At 69.3% G+C, this 25,468-nt stretch carries 29 protein-coding genes and 1 pseudogene; 10 read left to right on the forward strand and 20 right to left on the reverse strand.

Annotated elements, in window-relative coordinates:
- Positions 1 to 136: 136 nt before the first annotated feature.
- Positions 137 to 556: a DUF2069 domain-containing protein gene (locus BMG07_RS28800; protein WP_198087404.1), complete on the reverse strand. Its 420-nt coding sequence runs from the start codon at positions 554 to 556 to the stop codon at positions 137 to 139.
- A 66-nt stretch (positions 557 to 622) separates the two neighbouring features.
- On the opposite strand from BMG07_RS28800, the gene BMG07_RS28805 reads away from it, so the two are divergent.
- Entirely contained in the window at positions 623 to 1,834 is a 1,212-nt protein-coding gene (locus BMG07_RS28805) for a YihY family inner membrane protein (protein ID WP_198087405.1), read from the forward strand.
- A 10-nt stretch (positions 1,835 to 1,844) separates the two neighbouring features.
- Here the strand turns inward: BMG07_RS28805 and BMG07_RS28810 are convergent, their stop codons facing one another.
- The gene (locus BMG07_RS28810) at positions 1,845 to 2,183 is read right to left on the reverse strand and encodes an Mpo1-like protein (protein WP_198087406.1); all 339 of its coding nucleotides are present in this window, start codon (positions 2,181 to 2,183) and stop codon (positions 1,845 to 1,847) included.
- A gap of 102 nt (positions 2,184 to 2,285) precedes the next feature.
- On the opposite strand from BMG07_RS28810, the gene BMG07_RS28815 reads away from it, so the two are divergent.
- From BMG07_RS28815 to BMG07_RS28825, 3 genes and pseudogenes are all read left to right on the forward strand, one after another.
- Complete coding sequence (locus BMG07_RS28815; RefSeq protein WP_198087407.1) at positions 2,286 to 2,672, forward strand: co-chaperone YbbN; 387 nt, start codon at positions 2,286 to 2,288, stop codon at positions 2,670 to 2,672.
- Between the two features lie 16 nt (positions 2,673 to 2,688).
- Positions 2,689 to 3,351: an NmrA family NAD(P)-binding protein gene (locus tag BMG07_RS28820; protein WP_198087408.1), complete on the forward strand. Its 663-nt coding sequence runs from the start codon at positions 2,689 to 2,691 to the stop codon at positions 3,349 to 3,351.
- A gap of 338 nt (positions 3,352 to 3,689) precedes the next feature.
- Positions 3,690 to 4,367: pseudogene (locus BMG07_RS28825) on the forward strand (Bug family tripartite tricarboxylate transporter substrate binding protein); the annotation flags it as partial.
- A gap of 161 nt (positions 4,368 to 4,528) precedes the next feature.
- On the opposite strand, the gene BMG07_RS28830 reads toward BMG07_RS28825, so the two are convergent.
- Together BMG07_RS28830 and BMG07_RS28835 are read right to left on the reverse strand one after the other, a co-directional pair.
- Positions 4,529 to 5,335 (reverse strand): alpha/beta fold hydrolase, encoded by an 807-nt coding sequence (locus BMG07_RS28830; RefSeq protein WP_198087409.1) that lies wholly within the window; start codon positions 5,333 to 5,335, stop codon positions 4,529 to 4,531.
- A 1-nt stretch (position 5,336) separates the two neighbouring features.
- Positions 5,337 to 6,647, reverse strand: coding sequence for an O-acetylhomoserine aminocarboxypropyltransferase (locus BMG07_RS28835; RefSeq protein ID WP_198087410.1), 1,311 nt, complete (start codon positions 6,645 to 6,647; stop codon positions 5,337 to 5,339).
- A 173-nt stretch (positions 6,648 to 6,820) separates the two neighbouring features.
- Between BMG07_RS28835 and BMG07_RS28840 the strand changes: the two genes are divergently transcribed.
- The gene (locus BMG07_RS28840) at positions 6,821 to 7,276 is read left to right on the forward strand and encodes a CBS domain-containing protein (protein ID WP_198087411.1); all 456 of its coding nucleotides are present in this window, start codon (positions 6,821 to 6,823) and stop codon (positions 7,274 to 7,276) included.
- Between the two features lie 36 nt (positions 7,277 to 7,312).
- Here BMG07_RS28840 and BMG07_RS28845 read toward each other — a convergent pair whose 3' ends face one another.
- The 3 genes from BMG07_RS28845 to BMG07_RS28855 form a co-directional block, all read right to left on the reverse strand.
- On the reverse strand, positions 7,313 to 8,356 hold the full coding sequence (locus BMG07_RS28845; protein WP_269759506.1) for a nucleoside hydrolase: 1,044 nt from the start codon (positions 8,354 to 8,356) through the stop codon (positions 7,313 to 7,315).
- 70 nt (positions 8,357 to 8,426) lie between these two features.
- A complete protein-coding gene (locus BMG07_RS28850) occupies positions 8,427 to 9,404 on the reverse strand; it encodes a tripartite tricarboxylate transporter substrate binding protein (protein ID WP_198087412.1) in 978 nt (325 codons plus the stop codon).
- 8 nt (positions 9,405 to 9,412) lie between these two features.
- A complete protein-coding gene (locus BMG07_RS28855; protein ID WP_198087413.1) occupies positions 9,413 to 10,510 on the reverse strand; it encodes an adenosine deaminase in 1,098 nt (365 codons plus the stop codon).
- An 88-nt stretch (positions 10,511 to 10,598) separates the two neighbouring features.
- Between BMG07_RS28855 and BMG07_RS28860 the strand changes: the two genes are divergently transcribed.
- Entirely contained in the window at positions 10,599 to 11,552 is a 954-nt protein-coding gene (locus BMG07_RS28860) for a LysR family transcriptional regulator (RefSeq protein ID WP_198087414.1), read from the forward strand.
- On the opposite strand, the gene BMG07_RS28865 is transcribed toward BMG07_RS28860, so the two are convergent.
- From BMG07_RS28865 to BMG07_RS28880, 4 genes are all read right to left on the reverse strand, one after another.
- The gene (locus BMG07_RS28865) at positions 11,549 to 12,181 is read right to left on the reverse strand and encodes a GNAT family N-acetyltransferase (protein WP_198087415.1); all 633 of its coding nucleotides are present in this window, start codon (positions 12,179 to 12,181) and stop codon (positions 11,549 to 11,551) included. The genes BMG07_RS28860 and BMG07_RS28865 overlap by 4 nt on opposite strands.
- Positions 12,178 to 12,798 carry a universal stress protein gene (locus tag BMG07_RS28870; RefSeq protein ID WP_198087416.1) on the reverse strand — a complete coding sequence of 207 codons (621 nt, stop codon included), beginning with the start codon at positions 12,796 to 12,798 and terminating at the stop codon, positions 12,178 to 12,180. The genes BMG07_RS28865 and BMG07_RS28870 overlap by 4 nt, the downstream gene beginning before the upstream one ends.
- A complete protein-coding gene (locus tag BMG07_RS28875; protein WP_198087417.1) occupies positions 12,792 to 13,073 on the reverse strand; it encodes a hypothetical protein in 282 nt (93 codons plus the stop codon). The genes BMG07_RS28870 and BMG07_RS28875 overlap by 7 nt, the downstream gene beginning before the upstream one ends.
- 347 nt (positions 13,074 to 13,420) lie before the next feature.
- The gene (locus BMG07_RS28880; RefSeq protein WP_198087418.1) at positions 13,421 to 14,641 is read right to left on the reverse strand and encodes a polyhydroxyalkanoate depolymerase; all 1,221 of its coding nucleotides are present in this window, start codon (positions 14,639 to 14,641) and stop codon (positions 13,421 to 13,423) included.
- A gap of 81 nt (positions 14,642 to 14,722) precedes the next feature.
- Here BMG07_RS28880 and BMG07_RS28885 point away from each other — a divergent pair, with 81 nt between their 5' ends.
- Positions 14,723 to 15,379: a glutathione S-transferase gene (locus BMG07_RS28885; protein WP_198087419.1), complete on the forward strand. Its 657-nt coding sequence runs from the start codon at positions 14,723 to 14,725 to the stop codon at positions 15,377 to 15,379.
- Between the two features lie 10 nt (positions 15,380 to 15,389).
- Here BMG07_RS28885 and BMG07_RS28890 read toward each other — a convergent pair whose 3' ends face one another.
- The gene (locus tag BMG07_RS28890) at positions 15,390 to 16,217 is read right to left on the reverse strand and encodes a helix-turn-helix domain-containing protein (RefSeq protein ID WP_198087420.1); all 828 of its coding nucleotides are present in this window, start codon (positions 16,215 to 16,217) and stop codon (positions 15,390 to 15,392) included.
- A 122-nt stretch (positions 16,218 to 16,339) separates the two neighbouring features.
- Between BMG07_RS28890 and BMG07_RS28895 the strand changes: the two genes are divergently transcribed.
- Both BMG07_RS28895 and BMG07_RS28900 read left to right on the forward strand, forming a co-directional pair.
- On the forward strand, positions 16,340 to 17,335 hold the full coding sequence (locus BMG07_RS28895) for a tripartite tricarboxylate transporter substrate binding protein (RefSeq protein WP_198087421.1): 996 nt from the start codon (positions 16,340 to 16,342) through the stop codon (positions 17,333 to 17,335).
- An 18-nt stretch (positions 17,336 to 17,353) separates the two neighbouring features.
- Positions 17,354 to 18,670 carry an aromatic ring-hydroxylating dioxygenase subunit alpha gene (locus tag BMG07_RS28900; protein WP_198087422.1) on the forward strand — a complete coding sequence of 439 codons (1,317 nt, stop codon included), beginning with the start codon at positions 17,354 to 17,356 and terminating at the stop codon, positions 18,668 to 18,670.
- A 14-nt stretch (positions 18,671 to 18,684) separates the two neighbouring features.
- Here BMG07_RS28900 and BMG07_RS28905 read toward each other — a convergent pair whose 3' ends face one another.
- From BMG07_RS28905 to BMG07_RS28930, 6 genes are all read right to left on the reverse strand, one after another.
- Positions 18,685 to 19,032, reverse strand: coding sequence for a DOPA 4,5-dioxygenase family protein (locus tag BMG07_RS28905; protein WP_198087423.1), 348 nt, complete (start codon positions 19,030 to 19,032; stop codon positions 18,685 to 18,687).
- 7 nt (positions 19,033 to 19,039) lie between these two features.
- Entirely contained in the window at positions 19,040 to 19,660 is a 621-nt protein-coding gene (locus BMG07_RS28910) for a DUF4166 domain-containing protein (RefSeq protein ID WP_198087424.1), read from the reverse strand.
- Complete coding sequence (locus BMG07_RS28915; RefSeq protein WP_198087425.1) at positions 19,657 to 20,718, reverse strand: SRPBCC domain-containing protein; 1,062 nt, start codon at positions 20,716 to 20,718, stop codon at positions 19,657 to 19,659. The genes BMG07_RS28910 and BMG07_RS28915 overlap by 4 nt, the downstream gene beginning before the upstream one ends.
- A 34-nt stretch (positions 20,719 to 20,752) precedes the next feature.
- Positions 20,753 to 21,688 carry a cyclopropane-fatty-acyl-phospholipid synthase family protein gene (locus BMG07_RS28920; RefSeq protein ID WP_198087426.1) on the reverse strand — a complete coding sequence of 312 codons (936 nt, stop codon included), beginning with the start codon at positions 21,686 to 21,688 and terminating at the stop codon, positions 20,753 to 20,755.
- 40 nt (positions 21,689 to 21,728) lie between these two features.
- Complete coding sequence (locus BMG07_RS28925) at positions 21,729 to 22,151, reverse strand: thiol-disulfide oxidoreductase DCC family protein (RefSeq protein ID WP_198087427.1); 423 nt, start codon at positions 22,149 to 22,151, stop codon at positions 21,729 to 21,731.
- Positions 22,152 to 22,212: 61 nt separating this feature from the next.
- Positions 22,213 to 22,815 (reverse strand): GbsR/MarR family transcriptional regulator, encoded by a 603-nt coding sequence (locus BMG07_RS28930; RefSeq protein WP_198087428.1) that lies wholly within the window; start codon positions 22,813 to 22,815, stop codon positions 22,213 to 22,215.
- A 118-nt stretch (positions 22,816 to 22,933) separates the two neighbouring features.
- Between BMG07_RS28930 and BMG07_RS28935 the strand changes: the two genes are divergently transcribed.
- Positions 22,934 to 24,028, forward strand: coding sequence for a PA0069 family radical SAM protein (locus tag BMG07_RS28935; protein ID WP_198087429.1), 1,095 nt, complete (start codon positions 22,934 to 22,936; stop codon positions 24,026 to 24,028).
- On the opposite strand, the gene BMG07_RS28940 is transcribed toward BMG07_RS28935, so the two are convergent.
- Complete coding sequence (locus BMG07_RS28940; RefSeq protein ID WP_198087430.1) at positions 24,025 to 24,723, reverse strand: HAD family phosphatase; 699 nt, start codon at positions 24,721 to 24,723, stop codon at positions 24,025 to 24,027. The two genes, BMG07_RS28935 and BMG07_RS28940, sit on opposite strands and share 4 nt — an antisense overlap.
- Before the next feature lie 44 nt (positions 24,724 to 24,767).
- Positions 24,768 to 25,468: dihydroxyacetone kinase subunit DhaL (gene dhaL, locus BMG07_RS28945; RefSeq protein WP_269759504.1), on the reverse strand; the 701-nt coding region annotated here is incomplete at its 5' end.

Below are 25,468 nucleotides of genomic sequence, written 5' to 3' on the forward strand. Positions count from 1 at the left end.
GGGCGCACCACGGCCAGCGACTTGCCCCGTGCGCGCTTGCGCCAGTCCTGCTCGTAGGCGGTGAGGTCGCCCTCGTGGAGCACGTGCGAGGCGCCGACGATGGCGCGCAGTTGGTCGATCAGGGCGGAAGAAGCGGTCATTGGGCGGAAGCCTCCAGTTGGCGGGCGGCGGCGGCAGCGGCGGCCTTGGCGTGGCGCAGGCGCAGCCGCACGTGCCAGGCGCAGGCCGCGAAGAGCACGAGGCACAGCAGCACCTCGATCAGCGCGAGCACTTGCCCCACGCCGTTGGTGTCGCTCCAGGCGCGCACCACGCCCTCGGTGAAATAGAGCCAGATCATCAGGCTGACCCAGCGGTAGGTGTACATGCGGTTCTTCCACAGCCCCGCGAGCGGAATGACGAGCGGCAGCACCTTCAGCGCCAGCAGCGAGCCGCCCGGGCGCAGCGGCGCCAGCCACAGCTCCCAGGCCAGGCCCAGCACGATGAGGCCGACGAGGCTGCCCACGGCGGCCCAGCGGGTCGCGAGAACGGAGGAGGGCGGGAGCTGGGTGGCGGACACGGGTGGGCGACTGGAAAGAAGCGCGGGCCGCGGTCGAGGGCGGACGCGATGAAAAGAGCGGATGGCATGATAGCCGCCATGAATCGTCGGCAACTCTGGAGGGATCTTTCGCGTTTCCCGTGGCGCAACACGGCCGCGGTGCTGGGCGAGCGTTTTCGCGAAGACCGGCTCGGCCTCACGGCCAGCAGCCTGACCTTCACCACCACCATCGCCATGGTGCCGTTCTTCACGGTGGCGCTTGCGCTGTTCACCGTGTTCCCGATGTTCGCCAAGATGCAGGGCCGCGTGCAGCGCTGGCTCATCGAGAGCCTGATTCCCGACAACATCGCGCGGCAGGTGCTGGGCTACCTGAACCAGTTCGCGAGCAAGGCCAGCGGGCTGGGCATCGCGGGTTTGATCGTGCTGCTGTTCACCGCCATTGCGCTGATCCTGACCATCGACAAGACGCTCAACAACATCTGGCGCGTGCGCTCGCCGCGGCCGCTGGCGCAGCGGGTGCTGATCTACTGGGCCACCATCACGCTGGGGCCATTGATTCTGGCGGTAAGCCTGTCGACCACCTCGTATGTGTTCGCGGCCTCGCGCGACGTGGTGGGCGGGGGCATGGTCAAGCTGTTCTTCGACGCCTTCGAGTTCGTGCTGCTGGCGGCCGGCATGGCCTCGCTCTATCACTACGTGCCCAACACCAACGTGCGCTGGGCGCACGCGTGGGCCGGCGGCATCTTCGTGGCGGCGGCCATCGAGATCGCCAAGCGCGTGCTGGCCTACTACCTGAGCCTGGTGCCGACCTACTCGGTGCTGTACGGCGCCTTCGCCACCTTCCCGATCCTGCTGGTGTGGATCTACGTGGCCTGGGTGATCGTGCTGCTGGGCGCGGTCATCGCGGCTTATTTGCCGAGCCTGCTCATGGGCGTGGCGCGGCGCGGCGGCGCGGCCGGCTGGCCGCTGCAGCTGGCGATGGAGTCGCTGCAGCACCTGGCCCGCGCGCGCGCCACGCCGGCCAAGGGCATGGGCGCGGCCGAACTGGTGGCGCGCATGCGGGTCGATTCGCTGCAGCTCGCGCCGGTGCTCGAGACCCTGGTGGCACTCGACTGGATCGCGCCGCTCGCCGAAGAGCCCGCCAATGAAGACCCGCGCTACGTGTTGCTGGCCGACCCCTCGACGCCCATCGAGCCGCTGCTGAAAGAGCTCCTGATGCCGCAGGCCGAGCCGCTCGAAGACCTCTGGCAGAAGGGCCCGTTGCGGTCGCTCCGGCTGGGTGACGTGCTCCTGATTTAGGAGCGTCGGGCTAGATCTTGACGCGGCCGAGCCAGATGTCGCGGTACATGGTCCAGTCGCCCATGAACGAATACAGCGGCCGCTTGAACGAGGCCGGCTTGTTCTTCTCGAAGCCGAAGTGCCCGACCCAGGCGAAGCCGTAGCCCGCCACCAGTCCGGCCAGCAGCCACCACGGGTTGAGCGTGAGCACCAGCGCCACCAGGCACACCAGCGAGAGGGTCGAGCCCGCGAAGTGCAGCCGCCGGCAGGTGAGGTTGGCGTGCTCGGTCAGGTAGAACGGGTAGAACTGTGCAAAGCTCTTGAAACTGCGCGGATCGACGGCAGATCCAGTGGCGGTCGTGGTGTTCATCGTGCGAGTCTCCTGTGCCCCGCGGGAGGGCTTTGTCCATAATAGCCACGACCTTCCGGCCGCACCACCCGGCTTTTCGATCCCACCTTCGACACATCAGCCTTGAGCGCCCTTCCAAGCACCCCGGAATCCACCGAACCGGCCGCCGCGGACGCGCCATGGGTCGTGTGCCTGTGCGCCGAATGGTGCGGCACCTGCCGCGACTACCGGCCGCTGCTCGAACAGGTGGCGCGCGCGCATCCGCAGTTCCGCTTCGCCTGGGTCGACATCGAAGACCACGCCGACATTGCAGATGCCTTCGACGTCGAGACCTTCCCCACCTTGCTGGTGGCCGGCGCCGACGGCACGCGCTTTCTCGGCCCGCTGCTGCCGCATGCCGAAACGCTCTCGCGCATGCTGTCCGCGCTGCAGGCGCCCAAGCCCTCGAGCTTCGACGTCGACCTGCTGCTCGCGGTGCTGAACAAGAAGCCCGCCGTCTTCACGGTCTGACCGGAAAGCCGCCCTCATGAAAATCCTGATCTTCGGCGCCACCGGCATGGTGGGGCAGGGCGTGCTGCGCGAGTGCCTGCTGGCGCCCGACGTCGACAGCGTGGTCGCCATCGGCCGCAGCGCCACGGGGCAGCAGCACCCCAAGCTGCGCGACCTGGTGCACAAGGACATGTACGACTACAGCGCCATCGAGTCGCAGCTGCAGGGCTTCGACGCCTGCTTCTTCTGCCTCGGTGTGTCGTCGGTCGGCATGAAGGAGCCCGAGTACAAGCGCATCACGTATGACCTCACGCTGGCCGCCGCCACCGTGCTCGCGCGGCTCAACCCTCGGATGACCTTCACCTACGTGACGGGCGCGGGTACCGACAGCAGCGAGCGCGGCAGCAGCATGTGGGCCCGCGTGAAGGGCGCGACCGAAAACGCGTTGCTGCGCCTGCCGTTCAAGGCGGCCTACATGTTCCGCCCCGGCATGATCCAGCCGCTGAACGGCGTGCGCTCCAAGACGCCGCTGTACGACGCGGCCATCCGCGTGCTCGGGCCCGTGCTGGGCCTGGCCTATCGCCTCTGGCCGAACAAGGTGACGACCACCGAGAAGGTCGGCCGCGCGATGCTGGCCGTGGCGCGCAATGGCGCGCCCAAGACGCTGCTCGACCCGGCGGACATCAACGCGCTGGGCTGAGGGCAGCGGCCCCAGGGGCAACGGCACGCGGCGTAGGGTTGTTCCCGCGCGTGACAGGTGCAAGCCGGTGCTGTCGCGCAAACTGTGCGCAACGGGATTCCCGGCCACCTGAAAAGCCCCCATGCGCCACCCACCGACAGCGGCATCGATTCGACAACCCGGACGGCGTGTTGCCTGAGCCGGCACTTCGCGTTTTGGCGGGGCTTGCCGTGGCCGTGTCCGCGCTGGCCGCGCTGCTCCCCGCGCCCGCGTTCGCGCAGGCCGCGTGGCCGCAACGCCCCATCCGCGTGGTCGTGCCCTTCTCGGCCGGCGGCGGCAGCGACCTCGTGGCCCGCGCCATGACGCAGGCCCTGTCGGCGCAATTGGGCCAGCCGGTCTTCGTCGACAACAAGCCGGGCGCGGCGACGGTCATCGGCACGCAGGCGGTCGTCAAGGCCGCGCCGGACGGCTACACGCTGCTGCTGTCGGGCTCGACCAGCTTCAGCATCAACCCCGCGCTGCGCAAGAAGCTGCCTTACGACCCGTCGCGCGACCTCGCGCCCATCGCCATCGTGGCGCGCACCTCGCTGGCGCTGGTCGTGGGCAAGGGCACGCCGTGGCAATCGCTGCCCGAGGTGGTCGCCGCCGCCAAGTCGCGGCCCGGTCGCATCCGCTACGGCACCTACGGCCCGGGCTCGGGCCCGCACCTGGCCGGCGAAATGCTGGCCATGGCCGCGGGCATCCGGCTGCAGGCCGTGCCGTACCGCAACAACGGGCAACTGCTGGTGGCCTTGAGCGTCGGCGAGGTGGACATGGGCATCGACGTGGCCGGCACCCTGGCGCCGCAGGTGAACGCGGGCAAGCTGCGCGCGCTGGCCGTGCTGGGCGCTGGGCGTTCGCCGGCCTTGCCCGAGGTGCGCACGCTGGCGGAACAGGGGCTGTCCGAGGCCACCTTCGAGGCGTGGTTCGGCCTGGCCGCGCCGGCGCGCACGCCGGCGCCGGTGCTGGACAGGCTCACGCGCGCGGTCACCGGGGCCATGAACGATCCGGCCTTGCAGGCGACCCTGCGCGCGCAGGGCATGACGCCGGTGGACGTCGCCCGGTCGCCTTTCGCGCGGAGGCCGAGAGCGAAATTTCGCGCTACCGCGTGCAGGCCTGCCGCGCGGGCATTTCGGTGGACTGACCGGGCCCGGGTGGTTCAGGCTGCCGTGAAGTCGCGCAGCGCGAACAGCACTTCGTCGGGCGCTTCGTTCATCAGCGAATGGCCGGCATGCACCGTCACCACCTTGCCGTTGCGCGCCTTGCCCACCAGTGCCTTGGTGGCGCGCGGCGGTGTCATCTGGTCGGCGTCGCCCAGCAGGAACAGCACGGGGCACTGCACCTTTTCCATCGCGGCTTCGCCGTTGGCGTAGTCGTTGCAGGCCTTGAAGCCGACGTGGAACACGTTGGCGTCGCGGTTGCTCGCGAGCACGCGGCGCATCAGCGCGCGCGAGCTGCCGTAGAGCCACGTGCCCGGGCCGAGCGACGAGGGCGGCGGCGCCAGCAGCGAGTGCGAAAAGGTGTTGACCATGGCAATGGCGCGCTGCGGATCGTTGAGCGCGCCGTCGAGCAGCGCGGGCGACACCGCCATCGGGTAGGCCGTGCCCACCAGGGCCAGGTGCGACACGCGCTCGGGCGCGCGCGCGGCCGTTTCCAGCGCGATCAGTGAACCGAAGCTGTGGCCGATCAGCGCGGCCTTGTGCACGCCGGCCGCGTCAAGCAGCGCAATCACGAACTGCGCGGCGTCTTCCACGCTCGCGGGCGGCGGGCCTTCGCTCTTGCAGTGGCCGGGCAGGTCGACCGCCAGCACGTTCCAGCCGTGGTTGGCGAACCAGCGCGTCTGCAGGATCCACACGCTGTGGTCGTTGAGCACGCCGTGAATGAACACGGCCGTGGGCTTGGCCGCATCGAAGGGCTTGCCGCCGGTGTAGCAGTAGGTGGCGTGGCCGTTGACGGTGTAGTTCATGTCAGGCCCCCGCCTTTTCCGCGGCCTTGAGCGCGCGCTTGAGGTCGTCGATCAGGTCGGCCGGGTCTTCCAGGCCGATCGACAGGCGGATCGTGCCTTGCGAAATGCCCGCGCCCGCCAGCGCCTCGTCGGTCATGCGGAAGTGCGTGGTGCTCGCGGGGTGAATCACCAGGCTGCGGCAGTCGCCCACGTTGGCCAGGTGGCTGAACAATTTCAGCGCCTCGATGAAGGCCTTGCCCTGCGCGCGGCTGCCCTTGATGTCGAAGCTGAACACCGCGCCGGCGCCGCGCGCGCCGTGGCGCAGCAGCTTCTGCGCGAGCGCGTGGCTCGGATGCGACTCGATCAGCGGATGTCCCACGCGCGACACGAACGGCTGCGTGGCCAGGAATTCGACCACCTTCTGCGTGTTGTCGATGTGGCGCTCCATGCGCAGCGGCAGCGTCTCGATGCCTTGCAGAATGAGCCACGCCGTGTGCGGGCTCATCGACGCGCCGAAGTCGCGCAGCCCTTCGCGGCGCGCGCGCAACAGGAAAGCGCCCACGGTGCTTTCCTCGCTGAACACCATGTTGTGGAAGCCGTCGTAGGCCTGCGTGAGCTCGGCGAACTTGCCCGACTTCTCCCAGTCGAAGCTGCCGCCGTCGACCACCACGCCGCCGATCACGGTGCCGTGGCCCGACAGGAACTTGGTGGCCGAGTGGTAGACCAGGTCGGCGCCCCAGTCGAAGGGCTTGATCAGGTAGGGCGAGGTGAGCGTGGAGTCGACCAGCAGCGGCACGCCGGCCTTGTGCGCGATGTCGCTCACGGCCGGAATGTCGAGCACGTCGAGCCCGGGGTTGCCGACGGTCTCGCCGAAGAACAGCTTGGTCTCGGGCCGCACCGCATTGCGCCAGCCGTCCAGGTCGCCGGGCTTCACGAAGGTGGTCTCGATGCCGAAGCGGCGCATCGTGTAGTGCAGCAGGTTCTGCGAGCCGCCGTACAGCGCCGTGCTGGCCACGATGTGCGAGCCCGCGCCCATGAGCGTGGCCACCGACAGATGCAGCGCGGCCTGCCCGCTGGCCGTGGCGATGGCGCCGATGCCGCCCTCGAGCGCCGACACGCGCTGCTCCAGCACCGCGTTGGTCGGGTTGCTGATGCGCGAGTAGACGTGGCCCGCGCGCTCCAGGTTGAACAGCGCGGCGGCGTGGTCGCTCGACTCGAAGACGAACGACGTGGTGAGGTGGATCGGCACCGCCCGCGCGCCGGTGGCGGGGTCGGGCGAGGCGCCGGCGTGCAGCGCGAGGGTGTCGAAACCGGGGTCGGAATAACCGGGCATGAGGGCCTTTCTGTGTCTCTCGGTTGTCTCCTGGCAATGCCCCGTTACGTCTGCAATTCATGCGTCCGCGACATGGGCGCTCAGGTCGGCGTCGATTGTGGGCTATATTCAAAAACGGCACGCCCGCCCCGATACACCAGATAGCCGAGATTGAGTCCCGAGAGGAGCACACGATGAAAGTCAGCGACATCCTTCGCGTCAAGGGCAATACGCTCTTCACCATCACGCCAGACGATCCGCTGGCAGAGGCCGCCAACACCATGGCGGAAAAGGACATCGGTTCGCTGGTGGTCATGGAGCATGGCGACCTGGTCGGCATGCTCACCTTCCGCGAAGTGATCGTGGCCGTGGTCAACAACGGCGGCCAGGTCGGCACCACGCTCGTGCGCAAGGCCATGGACGACGCCCCCGTCACCTGCACGCTGGAGACCGACCTCGACGAAATCCGCCGCATCATGCTGGAGCGCCATGCGCGCTACATGCCCGTGATGGACAAGCGCATGCTCATGGGCGTCATCAGCTTCTACGACGTGGCCAAGGCCGTGGTCGACAGCCAGAACTTCGAGAACAAGATGCTCAAGGCCTACATCCGCGACTGGCCGGCGGAAGACGAGAGCAAGACCGGCTGACGCGTTCCTCCGGTCTCCAGCGCGGCGGCCCGCGCCTCAGGGCAGCCGCGCGATCCGCGCGCGCAGCAGCGCGTGCAAGCCTTCGGCATCGGCCTCGCTGATCCACAGCGTGTTGGGGGTGCGGCGGTTGTAGCCGCGAAAATCGACCACTGTCGCCCCGGTCGTGAACTCCCCCTTCGTTTCCACGTCCACGCTCACCTTGGCGCCCTTGAACAGCTCGGGCTGCAGCAGGTAGGCGATGACGCACGGGTCGTACACCGGCCCCACCGCCACGCCGCGCCGGCGCAGGCCGTACGCCATCATCGAGTCGAAGATGTCCGCCACCACCTTGCCGGCGTTGTTGCCCATGGCGCGGAAGGGCGCGATGCGCTCGGGCGTCAGCAGCACGCGGCGGGCCGCGTCGTGCGAGATGGCCGTCACCGGCACGCCGCTGCGGAACACGACCGACGCGGCCTCGGGATCGGCGTAGATGTTGAAGGTGGCGGCCGGCGTGATGTTGCCGCCCACGCCCCAGGCGCCGTCCATCACCACGATCTCCGCGATGGCGGGCTTGATGTCGGGCGCCGCGTTGAGCGCGGCCGCGAAGTTGGTGAGCGGCGCCAGCCCGACCAGCGTGATGCTCCTGGGCGGCGCGGCGCGCAGCGTGTCGATCAGGTACTGCACCGCGTGCGTGGGCATGAGGGGGCCGCGCGGCTCGTGCAGCGTGGGGCCTTCCATGCCGCTCTTGCCGTGCACGTCGTCCGCGAAGATGGGCTCGCGCACCAGCGGGCGCGGGTAGCCGGCATAGACCGGAATGTCGGGCCGGTGGGCCCAGTCGCGCACGATGCGCGCGTTCTTCTCGGTCACCGACAGCGGCAGGTTGCCCACGCTCACCGTCAGCGCCTTGATGTCGAGCCGGTCGGGGGCGGCCATGGCCATCAGCAGCGCGATGGCGTCGTCCTGCCCGGGGTCGGTGTCGATGATGACCTGGCGCTTGCCGCTCGTGGGCGGCAGGCGCGTGGCGGGCGTGCCGGCCAGGGCTTGCGCCAGTTCGGCGGGGCTGGGGCTCGGGCTCGGGCTCGGGCTCTGCGCGAAGGCCATGCCGGCAAGCCCGGCGACCGACGCGCCCAGCAGCGCGCGGCGAGACAGCGAGGTCGTTTTCGTCACGCCCTCACTCCTTGATGTTGGCGGTCTGCACGATCTTCTGGTTGCGCGCGTATTCCGCCTGCACGAACTTCGCGAACGACTCCGGCGTGCCGCTGCCCGGCAATGCGCCTTGCTCCATCAGCTTGGAGCGCACGCCTTCTTCCTGCAGCACCGCGTTCAGCTCGTGGTTGATCTGCGCGACCACCGCCGGCGGCGTCTTGGCGGGCGCGAAGATGCCGGTCCAGCTCACCATGTCGAAGCCCTTCAGGCCCGGCATCTCGTCGAAGGTCGGCACGTTGGGCAGCGAGGCCAGCCGCTTGTTGCTGGTGATGCCCAGCGCCTTCAGCCGCTTGCCGTTCACGTGCGGAATGGCGCTGGTGCTCACCAGCATGGCCAGGTCGACCTGGTCGCCGATCACGTCGGTGGCAATCTGCGCGCCGCCGCGGTAGGGCACGTGCGTCACGAAGATGCCGCTGCGCTCCTTCAGCAGTTCCATGGCCAGTTGCAGCACCGTGCCCACGCCCGAGGTGGCGTAGTTGTACTTGCCGGGCTTGGCCTTGGCGAGCTTCACGAAGTCGGTGAAGGTCTGGGCTTCGAGGCCGGGGCGCGCCACCAGCACCATCGGCGCGGTGTTGAGCAGGCCGACCGGCGCCAGGTCTTTCAGCGGGTCGAAGCGGAAGGCCGTCGGGTTCACCAGCTTGCCGATGGCAATGGCGCTGTCGGGCCCGACCACCAGCGTGTAGCCGTCGGGCGTGGCGTTCACGGCCTTGGCCACGCCGATGGCGCCGCCCGCGCCGCTCACGTTCTCGATCACCACCGACTGCTTGAGCCGCTCGCCCAGGCGCTGCGCCACCAGGCGGGCGTTCACGTCGACGCTGCCGCCCGCGGTGTAGGGCACGATCAGCGTGATGGGCTTGGCCGCGGGCCACGCCTGCGCGAGGGCCACAGTGGGGAGCGCCGCGCACAGGGCGGCGGCAAGGAGCAGGCGGCGGGGCGTGTTCATGGCGGGGTTCATCCTTGGTGATCTGAAGAGGGGGTGGGCTCGTCGGCCAGGCGGGCGCGCAGCGTGTCGAAGGCGTCGCTCCACTGGGTGCGCCATTCGCGGCGTTGCGTGTCGTCGATCCATGCGCCGTCCAGGCCGTTGTGCATGAAGCCGCGCAGGTCGTCCAGGCCGAAGCCGAAGTCGCGCACCATCATCAGCCAGGCCTGCGTGGGCGTGACCTTGTGCAAGGTCGGGTCGTCGGTGTTGGGGTGGATGCGCAGGCCCAGGCCCGGCATGCGGCGGATCGGGTGGTCCAGCGCCCAGCGCTCGGGCGCCAGGGTGCGCAGGTAATACGAGTTGGTGGGCACCACGGTGAAGATCAGGCCGCGCTCGGCGCACTGGCGCGCGAAGTCGGGCTGGTCGACCACCGTGTAGCCGTGGTCGATGCGGTCGACCTGCAGCACGTCGACGGCGGTGCGCACGTTGGTCCACGGCATGCCGAACTCGCCGGCGTGCGCGGTGGTCTTCAGGCCCGCCTTCTTCGCGTCGGCGTAGGCCTGCGTGAACAGCTCAGGCGGGCGGTCGTTCTCGCGGTAGTCGATGCCGATGCCGATCACCTCGTCGCAGCGGTTCGCCTTGACCCACTCGACCATTTCCACCGCCGCCTGCGCGCTGGCCTCGCGGTCGATGGCGGCGATGAGCCTGCCGGTGATGCCGAACTCCTGCTGCGCGTCGTGGATGGCGCGCACGATGGCCGATTGCGCCAGCGGGTAGGCAATGCCCGACTCATGCACCGTGCCGGTGGGGTTCCAGAAGAACTCGGCATAGCGCACGTTGTGCGAGGCCGCGTCCTGCAGGTACTCGAGCGTGAGCTGGTAGAGGTCGCCGGCGCCGCGCACCAGCTGGGCGTCGAGCGCGCGCAGCACGCGCAGCACGCCGACCGGCTTTTCGCCGCGCGTGTAGAAGCCTTCGATCTCGTCGGCCGCCAGCGGCGCGCCGGCGCGCAGGTTGAGCTGCTTGAAGGTTTCGTGGCGCACCGTGCCGAACAGGTGGCAGTGCAGCTCGGCCTTGGGCATGGCGCGCAGCATCGCTTCCAGCGTGAAGGGGGCAGGGGTGGGGCTGGTCATGCTGACCAGTCTAGTAATTGCCCCGCCATAAAGAAAATTTTGAATTTCTATAATTTAATTCACTGAATCAATAACCGGGGATACGCCCATGGCCGCCTTGCCCCTGCGTGCGCTCACGCTGCGCCAGCTGCAGTTCTTCTCCGTGCTGGTGGAAGAAGGCCAGTTCGGCCGCGCGGCGCGGCGCCTGTCCATCACCCAGCCGGCCCTGAGCAACGCCATCAAGCAGATGGAAAAGCTGCTCGGCGCCGAGCTGCTGACCCGCTCCACGCACCGGCTGGAGCTCACGCCCGTGGGCGCCGAGGTGCTGGCGCGCACCGACTTCCTGGTCAACACCTTCGACGTGGCGCTGCGCGACATCGAGAGCACGGTGCAGCGCGGCCGGGCCTTCGTGCGCGTGGGCGTCATTCCTTCGGCCAGCGCGCGCGTGGCGGCGGCCGCCGGCGAGTTCCTGGCCACCGGGCCGCGCGAGGTCGAGCTGTCTTGGCGCGACGCCCCGTCGAACACGCTGCTGGCCGAGTTGCGCAGCGGGCAGATCGACATGGCCGTTGCGGCCATCACCGAGCCGCCCGGCGGGCTGACCTGCATCGACCTGTTCCGCGACCCGCTGGTGCTGGTGGTGCGGCGCGACCACGCCCTGGCGGCGGCCGGCGATGCCCACTGGGAGGCCATCGGCAAGGAGCGGCTGGTGCTGTTCGAAAGCGGCAGCATGCCCGCGCTGGGCAACCCGGCGCGCGCGCAGTTCGCGCAGGGCGCGGAGCCGTACCGCGTGAGCTATTCCGAAACGCTCTACGCGCTGGTGCGCAGCGGCCAGGCGCTGGGCTTGATGCCGCGCCTGTACACCTCGTCGCTGCGCGACCCCGAGCTGGTGGTGGTGCCGCTGCTGAAGCCGCGCGTCGAGCGCCGCGTGGTGCTGGCCTATTTGCCGGGGCCGATGCGCAACGTGGTGGCGCAGGAGCTCATCGCGTTCCTGCGCGACAGGCTGCCGCAGGCCGGCGAGGCGTCGGTGCGGCGCGTGAGCAAGGCGCCGCGCGCGCGGCGCTAGGTCGCCGTCATGCGCGTTTCCTGCCGGAAGCGCGCCAGCGTCCAGCCGTCGCCGAGCAGGAACATGCGCGTGTGCAGCTCGGCGAGCGTGTCGCTCTCGACCTCATGGCCCAGGTAGCGCAGCTGCTTGCGTTGCAGGTCGACGAAGCCCGCCTCGTAATGGCGCGACAGGCGCTGCCAGAGCGCATGCGCGCCCGGCGACTGCCGCGCGCCGCTCATGAGGCACATGCCCTGGTCCAGCGCCCAGCGGTACACGGCCGAGGCCAGCCCGCGCCGCTGCCAGGCCGGGTCGTACTGCGAGTGCGGCGCGCGGATGTGGCGGTCGGCGTGGCGGCTCAGCTCGATCAGGCGGTTGAACACGGTGTAGCCGACCAGGGTGTCGCTGCGCAGGTCCTCGATGTAGACGTACAGCTCGCCGTCGGCCTCGCGAAAGCGCGCGCGCAGGCCGGGGTCGCCGAGTGCCAGGTGCGGCATGCCCTGCAGCCGGTCGCCCATGGCGCGCATGCGTTCGCGCACCGGCACGAGCGTGTCGGCGGGCTTGGCCTTGCGCGGATCGACGTCGATGCGCAGCTCGGCCAGTCCGAGGAGCCAGCGCGGCAGCACAGGGAAGAAGGGCAAAGCCGGCGTCATGCCGCGCTCCGTTGGGCCAGCGCCGCCGTGCGCTGCGCTTGCCATCCCGCCAGCGCGGCGTGCGGCACCACGAGCACGTCGCCCGTGGACCAGCGCAGCACGCGCAGCGCCACGCTGCCGAACAGGAAGTCCATCGGCGCCGAGCGCCTGCGCTTGCCGACCACCAGCAGGTCGGCCTTGCTGTACTGCTGCTGGACGGCGGCCTGTCGCGCCGGGTCGCCGCGACCGATCGACGACACCACGCGGTTGCGCCGCGCGCTCGATGCGTCGGACAGCCACAGCATGCGTTCGCGCGCATGGCGGGCGCAGGCGTGCCGGTAGGCGTCGATGATGTGCGCCGACACGTCCGCGTAGCGCAGCTTGCCTTCGTGCATGGCGTTGAAGGCGTGGAACAGCTCGATGTCGGCCACGCCGTCGAACGCGCAGGCCAGGTCGACCAGGGGCCGCGACTCGGTCATGAGGTCGACCGCCACGAGGATGCGGCCGTAGCCCTGGCCCGCGAGCGCGTCGAGCCGCGCCACCAGCACCGGCCGCTGCGCGGCGCGCAGCAGCTGTTCGGCGGGCTGGCCGTGGAAGAAGGCCGACACCGAGCGGTCGGGCTCGTCGCCGATCACCACGAGGTCGCACCAGCGTGCCTCCTGCGCGGCGCGTCGAGGCGCCCGCGCGTGTCGTCGACTTTCTTCACGAGGATGCCGAAGCGCTCGGCCACCTCGAGGCACACCGCGCCCAGGCCTCGTGCCGCATCGGGCTCGGCCGGGCCCGCGAAGGCCGCGGGCGCGTACATGATCTTCAGCAGCGCGCCGTGCACCGCCGCGATGGAAGCGGCGCGCACGACCGTGCGCAGGCCGTGCGCCGACAGGTCCGTCACCGCCAGGATCGATTGGATATTCATCGTCAGTGTTCTTTCCGCATGGCAAGGCCGGCCGCCGCTGCAGCAGGGCGGCGGTGCAGGCGAATGAATCAGCTGGGGAAAGCGCGACGCGCCCGGACGGGCGCGCTACCGCGCGGGGCGGGGGCCGGCGGTCGATGAAAGGTGCTGAAGGGAAGGGGAAGAGGCTGACCGCCGGGCTCAGAGATCTGCGAGGGTCGGGTGCGACCCTGCAGCCGACCGCGCAGTGAAGACTGCGCGCGGCGTGCTGCGGATGAAAGCCTGGCGTTGCATGGGCCCCGAGTGTAGGAAGCCCCGCGCGCCAGGGCAAACAAAGGCCTCACGGCCTTTGCCAGATTGCGCGGGCCCCGTCAGCCGTTCAGCTCGGCCGCGGCGTGGATGGTTTCGCGCACGCGCGGGTAGATCTGCGCGTTCCACTTGCTGCCGCTGAACACGCCGTAGTGCCCCACGCCGGCCTGCAGGTGGTGCGCCTTGAGGTAGGGCCGGATGCCGGTGCACAGGTCTTGCGCCGCCACCGTCTGGCCCACGGCGCAGATGTCGTCGCGCTCGCCCTCGACCGTGAGCAGCGCGGTGCGGCGGATGGCGGCGGGGTTCACGGTGCGGTCGCCCACGGTGAGCTTGCCGCGCGGCAGGTCGTAGGTCTGGAACACGCGCTCCACCGTCTCCAGGTAGAACTCGGCCGGCAGGTCGTTCACGGCCAGGTACTCGTCGTAGAAGCTGCCGATGGTGCGGGCCTTCTCGAGGTCGCCCTCGACCAGGTGGGTGACCATGTCCTGGAACTGCTTCTTGTGGCGCTCCGGGTTCATGCTCATGAAGGCCGACAGCTGCAGGAAGCCCGGGTACACGCGCCGCATGGCGCCCGCGTGCGGCCACGGCACGTGGCTGATGAGGTTGCGCCGGAACCATTCGATGGGCTTGCTGGTGGCCAGCGTGTTCACGCCCGTGGGGTTGATGCGGCAGTCGACCGGCCCGGCCATCAGCGTGAGGCTGCGCGGCGTGGCGGGGTTGTCGTCCTCGGCCATCAGCGCCGTGGCGGCCAGCGCGGCCACGCAGGGCTGGCAGACCGCGACCATGTGCACGCCGGGGCCCACGGCCTCCAGGAAGCGCATGAGCTGCAAGGTGTAGTCGTCCAGGCCGAAGCCGCCATGCCACAGCGGCACGTCGCGCGCGTTGTGCCAGTCGGTCAGGTACACGTCGTGGTCGCGCAGCAGCGTGCGCACGGTTTCGCGCAGCAAGGTCGCGAAATGGCCCGACAGTGGTGCAACCAGCAGCACGGGCGGGTGCACGGCTGGGGTGTCCTTGCGGAAATGCAGCAGCGTGCCGAAGGGCGAGACCAGTGCTTTTTCTTCGTGCACGGCCACCTCGGCGCCGCCCACCGGCACGCTGGCAATGCCGTAGGGCGGCCGCGTGTGCGTGAGGCGCATGCGCGAGAACACCTCGAACTGCGCGGCCATGCGCCGCAGGATGGTGCGCTCGGTGCCGTCTTTCCAGAGGGCCTGGCCCAGGTACTGCGCCGCGAGCCTTGCCGGTGAGAGCAGGTCGGCTTGGTTCTGGTAGGCCCGGTACAGCATGGCTTTGATGCAGGCAAGTTGCGGGCCAGCCGGGTGGCATGGGGCTTGCACGCAACGGGGCAACGCCCAAGGAGCTTCAAGATGGCCAAACCCGTTCTCACCATCAGCAGCAAGAACTACGGCGCGTGGGCGCTGCGCGGCTGGCTGATGTGCAGGCTGGCCGGTCTGGACTTCAGCGAGAAGATCATTCCGCCCGACGACCCGGCCATGAAGGCCGAGATGCTGCTGCTGTCTTCGTCGATGCTGGTGCCCTCGCTGCAGCACGGCGGCGTGAAGGTGTGGGACACGCTGGCCATCGGCGAATACCTCCACGAGATCAAGCCCAAGGCCGGTCTGCTGCCCGACGACATCGCGGCCCGCGCGCATTGCCGCGCCATCTGCGGCGAGATGCATTCGGGCTTTTCATCGATGCGCGGCGCGCTGCCGATGAACATCAAGGCCCATTTCAAGAACTTCAAGGTGTGGTCGCGCGCGCAGGCCGACATCGACCGCATCGTCGCCATCTGGCGCGAATGCCTCAAGGCCCATGGCGGGCCGTTCCTGTTCGGCAAGCAGCCGGGCATGGCCGACGCCATGTACGCGCCCGTGGTCACGCGCTTCCTGAGCTACGACGTGGCGCTCGACAACGTGTGCGCGGCCTACTGCAAGCGCGTGATGGAGCTGCCGGCCATGAAGGAGTGGGTCACGGCGGCCAGGCAGGAGCCGGAAGAAATCGACGAGCTCGACGCGGAGTTCTGAGCCCCGCGTCTCATGCGTTCGCGGGCGGCGGCCCGAGGCCTGCCTGCGCCAGCTTGCGCTCGATGTTCTGCGCGGCCTGCCGCAGGTCGCCCAGGTGCGCCGAGACGATCTCGCGCTCGCTCTTCACCGCGGGCAGCCATGCGCAGCTGAGGCAGCCCACCACCCGCCCGTCGTGCCGCAGCGGCACCGACACCGCGCCGAAGCGGTCGGGCGAATCCAGGCTGGTGGCGGTCGGGTCGCGCGCCACGTAGCCGAGGTCGCGCGCGTGCGCCACCATGCGCCGGATGTTCTCGGGCCGTCGCGCGCCGCGATCGAAGTCGTTGGGCGAACGCGCCAGCGCCGCCAGGATTTCGCGCCGCTCTTCTTCCGGGCAGAACGAGAGATAGCAGCGGCCCAGCGAAGACAGCAGCATCGGCGGGCGAAAGCCCAGCGCGCGGTAGTTCACGGCCAGGCCGTTGCGCGGCCGGTCGGTGTCCAGGATGAGCATGGCCGTGCCGTCGCGCACGCCCAGGTCGATGGGCCACGGCACCACGCGCTGCACGGTGGCGCGCGCGGTGGCCGCCAGCGCGGACAGGCGCGTGCGCCATGCCACCACCGGGCCCGACTGGCCGGTGGCCGATGTGGGTACGTAGCGCTTGTCGACCTCGCTGCGCTCGACCCAGCCCGCGTGCTGCAAGGTCTTGAGGATGCGCAGCAGCGTGGCCTTGGGCAGGCCGGTCTGGCGGTGCAGCTCCTGCAGCGTGACCGCCGAAGAACGCTGGATGGCCAGCATCACGTCGAGCCCGCGGCGCAGCGCGTCGATGGATTTCACGCTCTGCGCGCCGGCGGTGTCGGACATGTGCTTTCCCTGAGGCCGTGGTCGATTTGGTTCACTCAGTGAAACTATATCTTCTGGCGCCGGGCCTGCGTTCCTACAGTGCGATCGACCTCCAACGTCGTCCCCACTGAAGGAAAAAGAGCATGATGTTTCACCACCGAAACGCGGCCCGTGCCGCTGCAGGAGCCATTCTTTCGCTGTGCGCCGCTACGGCGGGCACCGCGGCCATGGCGCAGGCGTGGCCCTCGAAGCCGATCACCATCGTCGTCGCCTACCCCGCGGGCGGCGACACCGACGCCATTGCGCGCACCTACGCCGAGAAGCTCTCGCAGCGCGTCGGCCAGCCGGTGCTGGTCGACAACCGGCCCGGTGCGAGCGGCATGATCGGCAACGTGTGGGTCGCGAAGGCGCCCGCCGACGGCTACACGCTGCTGTTCACGCCCAGCACCTTTCCCATTGCGCAGCATGTGCTGAAGGCCGGCCCCGGCGTGGCGCACGACGTGGTGAAGGATTTCACGCCCATCGTGAAGACCGGCAACATCCCGCTGCTGCTGGTGACCGCGCCGGCCACCGGCATCCAGAGCGTGGCGCAGCTCGTGGCCGGCGCCAAGGCCGGCAAGACCACCACCTATGGCACGCCCGGCGCGGGCTCGCCGATGCACATCGCGGGCGAGCTGCTCAACAAGGACGCGGGCATCTCGGCCACGCACGCGCCGTACCGCGGCGTGGCGCCGGTGGTGAACGACGCGCTGGGCGGCCACATCAGCGTGGGGTGGATCACGCCCGGCGCGGTGGCCGGCCACATCACGGCGGGCAAGCTGGTGCCGCTCGCGGTGGCCGAGCGCCAGCGCACGAAGCTGATGCCCGAGGTGCCCACCTTCATCGAGCTGGGCTACAAGGACGTGGACGTGAGCGCGTGGATGGGCCTGCTCGGCCCCAAGGCGATGCCGCCCGATGTGGTGCAGGCGCTCAACAGGCACTTCAACGAGATCCTTCGCATGCCCGACGTGCAGGCCAAGATGGCCGCGCTCGGCATCGAGCCCGTGGGCGGCGCGCCCGCCGTGCTGGCCCGGCAGATCGCCGACGACGACCAGCGCTTCGGCAAGCTGGTGCGCGAGTTCGGCATCCGCGCCGATTGAAGACGAAGGAGACGAATGATGCTGAGCGAAGAAAAGAACCGCCTGCTGACCGAAGTGGGCCCCGGCAAGCCCATGGGCGACTACCTGCGCCGCTACTGGCACCCGATTGCCGGCGCGAGCGAGTTCGACGACAAGGCCGTGAAGCCGCTGCGCATCCTGGGTGAAGGCCTGGTGCTCTACAAGGACCTGAGCGGCAACTACGGCTTGGTCGATCGCCGCTGCCCGCACCGCAATGCCGACATGTCCTACGGCTACGTCGAGCAGTGCGGCCTGCGCTGCAGCTACCACGGCTGGCAGTACGACCCGAGCGGCCAGTGCATTCACCAGCCCTTCGAGGAAACGCTGGACCCCGGCGCGCGCATGCGCAAGAACACCAGGATCAAGGCCTACCCGGTCCAGGAAAAAGCCGGCCTGCTGTGGGCCTACATGGGCCCGCAGCCCGCGCCGCTGCTGCCCGACTGGGAACTGTTCAACTGCAAGAACGGCTTTGCGCAGGCGGTGTTCGCGGAAATTCCGTGCAACTGGTTCCAGTGCCAGGAAAACTCCATCGACCCGGTGCACTTCGAGTGGACGCACAACAACTGGACCACGCGGCTGCAAGGCGACGAAGGCCCTTATGTGCCCACGCACCTGAAGCTGGCCTTCGAGGAGTTCGAGCACGGCTTCGTCTACAAGCGCCTGCGCGGCGGCGAGAACGAAGACAACGTGATGTGGACCACCGGGCGCGTCACGCTGTGGCCCAACGGCTTCTTCCTGGGCCACCACTTCGAATGGCGCGTGCCCATCGACGACCACCACACGCTGAGCGTGCTGTGGGTGCTCAGCCGCGTGCCGAACGAGCAGGAGCCCTATGTGCAGGAGCGCATTCCTTCGTGGTACGGCCCGATCAAGGACCCGGCGACCGGCCGCTGGATCACCAGCCACGTGGCCAACCAGGACTTCGTGGTGTGGGTGGGGCAGGGCGCCATCACCGACCGCACGCGCGAGAAGCTGGGCCAGAGCGACAAGGGCATCGTGATGATGCGCCGCCGCTTCTTCGAGGAGATCGAGGCGATGCAGGCCGATCCGGCGCACGAACCCAAGGGGCTGATCCGCGATGCCCAGAAGAACCGCGACGTGTTCCTGCCTTCAGCCTGCCGCGACGAAATGATCGACGGCCTGCCGCGCAAGGAACTGGCCGCGCACCCGTTGCTGGGCCCGTACCTGAAGGACTTCTTCGGGCAGGCCGGTCAGCCCGACGACGTGCGGGCGGCCTACGAGAAGGCCATCGGCCAGAAGGTGGAAGGCGCGACCTTCTTCAAGGTGCACGGCGCGGGGGCCGAGGAGGAAGCCTAGTGAGCCTGGTGGGCCTAGTGGCGGAACATCCGCAGGTCGAGCGGGCTTTCCTCGCCCAGCCACATGGCGTGCGCGGTGTGGTCGGCAAAGTCGTCGCCGGTCACGCCGTGCACGAACACGTCGAGCCCGTCGCGGTTGGCTTCGAGCCAGCTGATGACCTGGTCGAACTCGGCCGCGTCGAACGCGAGCTGGCAGCTCCAGTGCGGGTGCGGGCCCACCAGTCGCTCGTGCACGCGGCCGACCACCACCATCAGTTCGTGGCCCGCGCGCTCGCAAAGGGCGCGCGCCTGCGCGAGCGTGGCGGGCGCGAAATAGACATGGGCGTGGTATTGGGCGTAGAGGTTTTCGGGGCGGCGTGGCATGGTGTGCTCATTGTGACCCCAGGAAGAATCGCCCGCTGTAGCGGAACACGTCGCCGAACCAGCGGTGGCGCAGCAGCATCTTCATGGTGAAGTGATCGGCATCGTGCGGGTCGGGCCGCTCCTCGACGTAGGCGGTGCCCAGCAACAGCCCGAGCGGCAGCGGAATGCGCAGCCCCGCCACGCGCCAGATGTAGCCCCGGTCGCGGAACACCAGCGCGCCGTCTTCCGCGCTCACGGCCAGCCGCATGCCGATGCCGAAGCGCACGTACTCGACGACCTCGCTGCCTTGCCCCGCGTCGTGCGTCATGTGCGAGCGGAAGTGGAAGGGCGGCTTGCCGGCGAAGTGGAAGACGCGGTCCCAGTAGAGGTTCGAATTGCCGGGGTCGCAGCGGTAGTGCACCTCGATCGGCACGTCGCTGCCCTGGTGCGGAACGAGCGCGCCGAACAGCCGGCCGAAGGGCATCAGCAGCGCGGCCCACGGCGCGTGCCAGACCTCGCGCATGGCGCCGCGCACGCACACCCGGTCGTCGGAGAAAGGCGCCATCGTGTAGTGGCGGCGAATGACCTCGCCGAGCTGCTCCCACGCCGGGCCCAGCGCCTGCTGGAAGACGGGTTGCACCGGGGTCATCCGGCCGCCGTGGCCACCGGGGCCGGGGCTTCGCTGCGCGCCTTGTAGAAGCGCAGGATGTGCTCCGCGCCGTCGTTCAGCAAGAAGGTCATGACCCGGTCCGCATACCAGTTGAAGCGCGTGCTCAGGCGCCACGACACGTCGATGCGCAGCTCGGTGCCGCCGTCGCGCGGGGTCAGGGTGTAGGTGGAGTCGCGCAGGTCGAAGTACTGGCCGCCGATCATCACGTGGTCGTCCAGCGCGCCGGCCGGGAACGAGTCGGGCGTGAAGCGGTAGCGCCACTTCAGCACGCGGCCTGGCTGCCACTCGGTGATGACTTCGTCGAAGCGCACGTTCTTCTGCCACTGCACCTGGCGCACGCGGCCCTCGGGTGTCTCGACGGTCACGCCCGACACCGGCATCGGCACGCCGATGCGCCAGGCCCAGGCATCGCCGACTTCGCCGGGGCGGATGTCGCGTGCGTCGTTGAGTTCGTGCCACACACGCTGCGCCGGCGCCGCGATGAAGAGCGTGCGCGAGGTGCTGGAGAACTGGTCGGGCGTGGGCAGTTGCGGTTCGACCGCGCCGAGCACCAGCGGCAGCACCGCGAAGCTGTAGAGCGCGGGCTTGGGCCAGTTGGTGATGCGGCACACGATGCCCATGGCCAGCCCGCCCACGCTGCCCATGAGCGCGAACAGCGGCACGATGACGGCCGCGCAGATCAGCCCCTCGATGAACACCAGCAGCGTGCCGCCCACGAACAGCGAGGTGGCCACCCACGGCGCCCAGAGGTAGTAGCCCCAGCTGCGCCGCTCGATGCGCTCGGCCATGTACACCGTGACCGCGCCGCACACGGCCGGCGCGAAGTAGACGAACGAACCCAGCATGGCCGAGTAGGGCTTGCCCGACCCGCTGCTGAAGACCAGCCGCAGCACCAGCGCGATGGCCGCGCCGATGGCCATGGGCCAGAACCAGCCGAAGGGCATGCCGCGCACGGGCTTGGGCGGGGCGCTGTCGCTCGCGGTCGATGCGGTGGGGGCCAGCTCGGCCAGCCTGCTTTCTTCGGGGTCGGTGCGCATGGAAGGACCTCTTCTCCTCGGTGTGTTGTTGTGTTCAGTCGGCGCGGCGCGTGGCCGTCACCATGCAGTAGTCGAAGTCGCGCCAGAACATGCCCAGCGCCAATGCGCAGTAGCTGGCCACGATGTGCTTGCGCCGCCACGGGCCGAGCCTGCCGCGCGCCTTCCACAGTTCGGCCAGCGCGAAGCGCGTGGCCAGCACCGGAATGTGCAGCGCGCTGGGCGCCACGCGCCAGCGCAGCGACTTCACCTCGATGTCCTCGAAGCCGTGCTCGCGCAGCGCGGCAACGAAGTCGTCGCGCACGGCCAGCGTGGGCACGGCCCAGCTGTCGGCCCACAGGCGGTGCAGCCAGCCGGCGATGCGCCCGGGTTCGCGGCGCAGCAGGAAGCCGTCGACCATCGCCAGCCGCGCGCCGGGCTTGAGCAGCCGCGCGGCCTCGCGCACGAAAGCCGCCTTGGCGGTGCCGTCGGCATAGCAGGCGCTTTCCACCGCCCAGGCGCCGTCGGCTTGCGCGGCGGGCAGGCCGGTGCGGGTGTAGTCGGCCTCCAGGTGCGCCATGCGGTCGGCCACGCCCGCGGCGGCGTCGAGCCTGGCGGCGATGCGGTTCTGCACGGGCACGTTGGTCACGGTGATGGCGTACAGCGAAGGGTCGTCGCCGACCAGCGTGCGCGCGGTGGCGCCGGCGCCGCAGCCCAGGTCGATCACGCAGCGGCGCGGCGCGTTGCCGTCGGGCTGCGCGTTGCCGAGCCGCAGCGCGCGGCCGATCACGCGGTTCATCTCGACCAGCATGCCCTCGCGCCGCAGCGGGTTCAGGCCCGCGCGCCAGAAGCCGAAGTGCATGTTGTAGCTGGGGCTCCAGGCGCTGTAGTCGAGCGCGACTTCGGTGAAGTAGCGCTGCGTGTCCTCGGGCGTGACGGGGGCGCCGGCGGGGCTTGCGGGCATGTGGAGCTCGGGCTGGAGAACGGTGGTCATGGCGATTCCCTCGCGTGGTGGTCTGGTGGGCTGCGGGCGATCAGAGGCGGCAGTGGCCGTCGTCGCACGAAGGCGCGACGCGCCCCGCCAGCCGCGCGGCCAGCCAGCGCGGAATGCGGTAGCGGTTGCGCGCGAGCACGGCGTAGGCGCGGTCGGCCAGCGGCGCGACGAAAGGCAGCGCGAACAGGCGGCTGCCGCTGGACAGGCCGACCGCCGTGCGGCAATGGCGGATGGCGGGCACGCCGACGAACACCCGGCCTTCGGCGTCGGTCACGTGGATGGCGGCCATCAGCGCGTCGCGCGGCGCGGGGCCGCCGCTGAATGCGGGCGGCGAGCAGTCGACCATGTGCAGGCGCCCGGCCGCATCGCGCGCCTTGAGGCTGCCCATTTCGGCCGAGCAGATCGCGCAGGTCGCGTCGAAGTACACGGTCAGCGGATAGGCGGGGAGGGCGGCGGGGCTCATGGCATCCTTGGTTATCGATATTTCTGTTGAAACAGAAATTGAAGAGCAAAAAAGGGGAGGCTCAGATCATCGGCAGGCTGGCGTGGTGGGCGTCGGGATCTTCGTCCTTGCCACCCTTGTCATTTTTGGAGGAGGCCGCCGCGTCGCCGCGCACGAACTTCTGCACGCTGGCGCCCAGCGTCAGCACCTTGTCGAGCGTGCCGGGCGACAGCCGCAGCATTTCGTCGGCCCAGGTGGCGAGCTTGTCCATCAGCTCCATGGTGGAGCGGATGCGGTCTTGCGCATCGGCCGGCTCCTTCTGGAAGTCGGGGCTCGACACCAGCTCGCGCAGCACGCGCACGGTGGGGTCGAACTCGCGCTCCTTGCGCTCGCGCACCACGGTGCGAAACAGCTCCCACACGTCGACGCTGGTCTCGAAGTAGTCGCGCCGGTCGCCCAGCGTGTGGGTCACGCGCACGAGGTTCCAGGACTGCAGCTCCTTCAGGCTGTTGCTGACGTTGGAGCGGGCCACGCCCAGCGTTTCTGACAGCTCTTCGGCATGCATCGGTTTGCCGTGGGCGAAGAGCAAGGCGTGGATTTGCGACACCGTGCGGTTGACGCCCCACATGGATCCCATTTCGCCCCAGTGCAGGACGAACTTGCGTTGAATGTCGGTGAGTTCCATGGCGTCGAGTTTAGGATTTGCGAAATTTCTGTCAATAGAGAAATGTAAAAAGCCGGCATCCCGGGTGAAACAGTGAAATACTGTATAAACATACAGTCATTCGATCCGAGGATTTGCCATGCCCGCAGCCCGCATTCCCATCCATGCCATCAAGGGCCGCGGCGCGGCCACGCAGCTCGCGCACCGTTTCTCCAAAGACGAGCGCAACGCCTTCGACGACGGCTGGGGCACGCTCGAAGAAGGCGTGGCCGAGGCTGAAGAGTTGCTGCCCCTCGCCACCGAGGTGCGCTTCGAAGACGTGAAGTCGGTGCTCACCGAGAACGAGTCGCCCGACATCTACTTCGACCGCTCGCTCAACCCGTACCGGGGCTGCGAGCATGGCTGCATCTACTGCTTTGCGCGGCCCACGCACAGCTACCTGAACCTCTCGCCGGGGCTCGACTTCGAGACCAAGCTCATCGCCAAGCGCAACGCCGTCGAGGTGCTGCGCGCCGAGCTCGGGCGCAAGAGCTACAAGCCCAGCTACATCGCCATCGGCACCGCGACCGACTGCTACCAGCCCATCGAGCGCGAGCTGCGGATCACGCGCTCCATCATCGAGCTGCTGAAGGAAACGCGGCACCCGTTCGCGCTGGTCACCAAGTCCAGCGCCATCGAGCGCGACCTCGACCTGATCGCGCCCATGGCGGCCGATCGCCTCGCGGCCGTGTACATCACCGTGACCACGCTGGACGGCGAACTGGCCCGCAAGCTGGAGCCGCGCGCCGCCGCGCCGCACCGCCGGCTGCGCGCCATTCGCACGCTGGCCGAGGCGGGCGTGCCGGTGGGCGTGAGCGTGGCGCCGCAGATTCCCTTCGTCACCGAAGACATGGAGCAGGTGCTCGAAGCGGCCTGGGAAGCCGGCGCGCGCAGCGCCTTCTACACGGTGGTGCGGCTGCCGTGGGAGGTGGCGCCGCTGTTCAAGGAGTGGCTGGCGCTGCACTACCCGCAGCGCGCCGACCGCATCATGGCGCGCATCCACGAGATGCGCGGCGGCAAGGACTACGACGCCGACTTCGCCACGCGCATGAAGGGCTCGGGCCTGTGGGCCGACCTGATCCACCAGCGCTTCCAGAAGGCGACAAACCGCCTGGGCTTCAACCGCGAGCGCATTCCGCTGGACATCACCGCCTTTCGCCCGCCGGGGGCGGTGGGGCAGGGCAACCTGTTCTAGCGGCCTTGCGCCGGCCGGCGCGCGCGGCCGATGTCCTCGACCATCTCCACGCTGAACTCGGCCATTGCGTCGATGCGCCGGTCGGCCAGCGCCAGCACGTCGGGCGTCAGCGGAAACTCGGGCCCCGGCGCGGCGATGATGCCCATGCCCGCGGCCTTGAGCGAGCGGATGCCGTTGCCCGAGTCTTCCACGCCCACGGCGTTGTCAGGCGCCACGCCGATCTTCTTCAGCACGTCGAGGTAGATGTCGGGCGCGGGCTTGCCGTGCACCACGTCGTCGCCGTAGGTGGCAGCCAGAAACACCTTGTCCAGGCCGGTGACCTTCATGACGTGGCCCGCGATCTCGTTGGGCGAGCCCGAGGCGAGCGCCACCTTGTAGCGGGCGGCGGCGCGGTGCACGGCGGCAATGGCGCCCTCGCGCTCGGGCAGCCGGGCTTCGTACTTGCGCAGCAGGCGGGCCTTGATTTCCTTGGCGACGGCGGCTTCGTCCATGCCGAGCCGCTCGCGCAGCCGCAGCCGCTCGACCATGAGGCGCGACCACATCGCGGTGTTGCAGCCCATGGTCGACTCCTGGTCTTCGGCGCTCCAGGTCATGCCGTTGTCGGCGCAGAACTCTTCGCGCACCAGGCGCCAGATCACTTCGGAGTCGATCAGGATGCCGTCCATGTCGAACACGACTGCTTCGATGTTGCGCATTGCTTTCCTTGTGCGGGGTGAAATGAGAGGAGAAAGGGGCAGCGTCAGGCCGCCAGCTGGCGCTGCAGCGAGCGCGCCATCGACTGCAGGATCAGAAAGCACGAGGTGGCGCCGGCGTCGAGCACGCCGATGGAGCGCGGCCCCAGCCGTGCCGAACGGCCGATGCGCGCCTGCAGGTCCTTGGTCGAATCCTTTCCCGCCTCGGCCGCGTCGCGCATGGCGTCCAGCGCCTGCGAGAAGCCCTGGCCACCGGCCACGGCGGCCAGGTAGGCGTCGCGCGCGGGCACCAGCGTGTCGACCAGCGTCTTGTCGCCCACCTGCGCGTTGCCCATGCCCTGCACGTTGGCCACGGCCAGCGCCAGCGCGTCGCCGAACAGCGCGGCGTCGAGTTGCGGATGCGGCTCCAGCGTGGTGACGAAGCCCATGAAGAAGTTGCCGTACAGCGGCCCCATCGAGCCGCCGATGTCGTCCATCAGCGATTGCGACAGCTGCTCCAGCGCCTTCGGCAGGTTCAGCTCTTCGGTGCCGCCGAGCCGGTCGAGCCGCGTGCCGCAGCCGGCGAAGCCCTTGTTCATGTTGATGCCGTGGTCGCCGTCGCCGATCAGGCCGTCGATTTCGCTCAGGTACTGGCGGTGGGTGTGGATGGTGTCGATCAGGTCGCGCACGAGGCCGCCGCTCAGTGCCATGGCCAGTGCCGGCCCGCTGGCGACGCGCGCGGCGGCGGTGCCGGGCGTGCGCTGCTGCG

This window comes from Variovorax sp. E3 (assembly GCF_016082275.1).
Lineage (GTDB): Bacteria > Pseudomonadota > Gammaproteobacteria > Burkholderiales > Burkholderiaceae_C > Variovorax.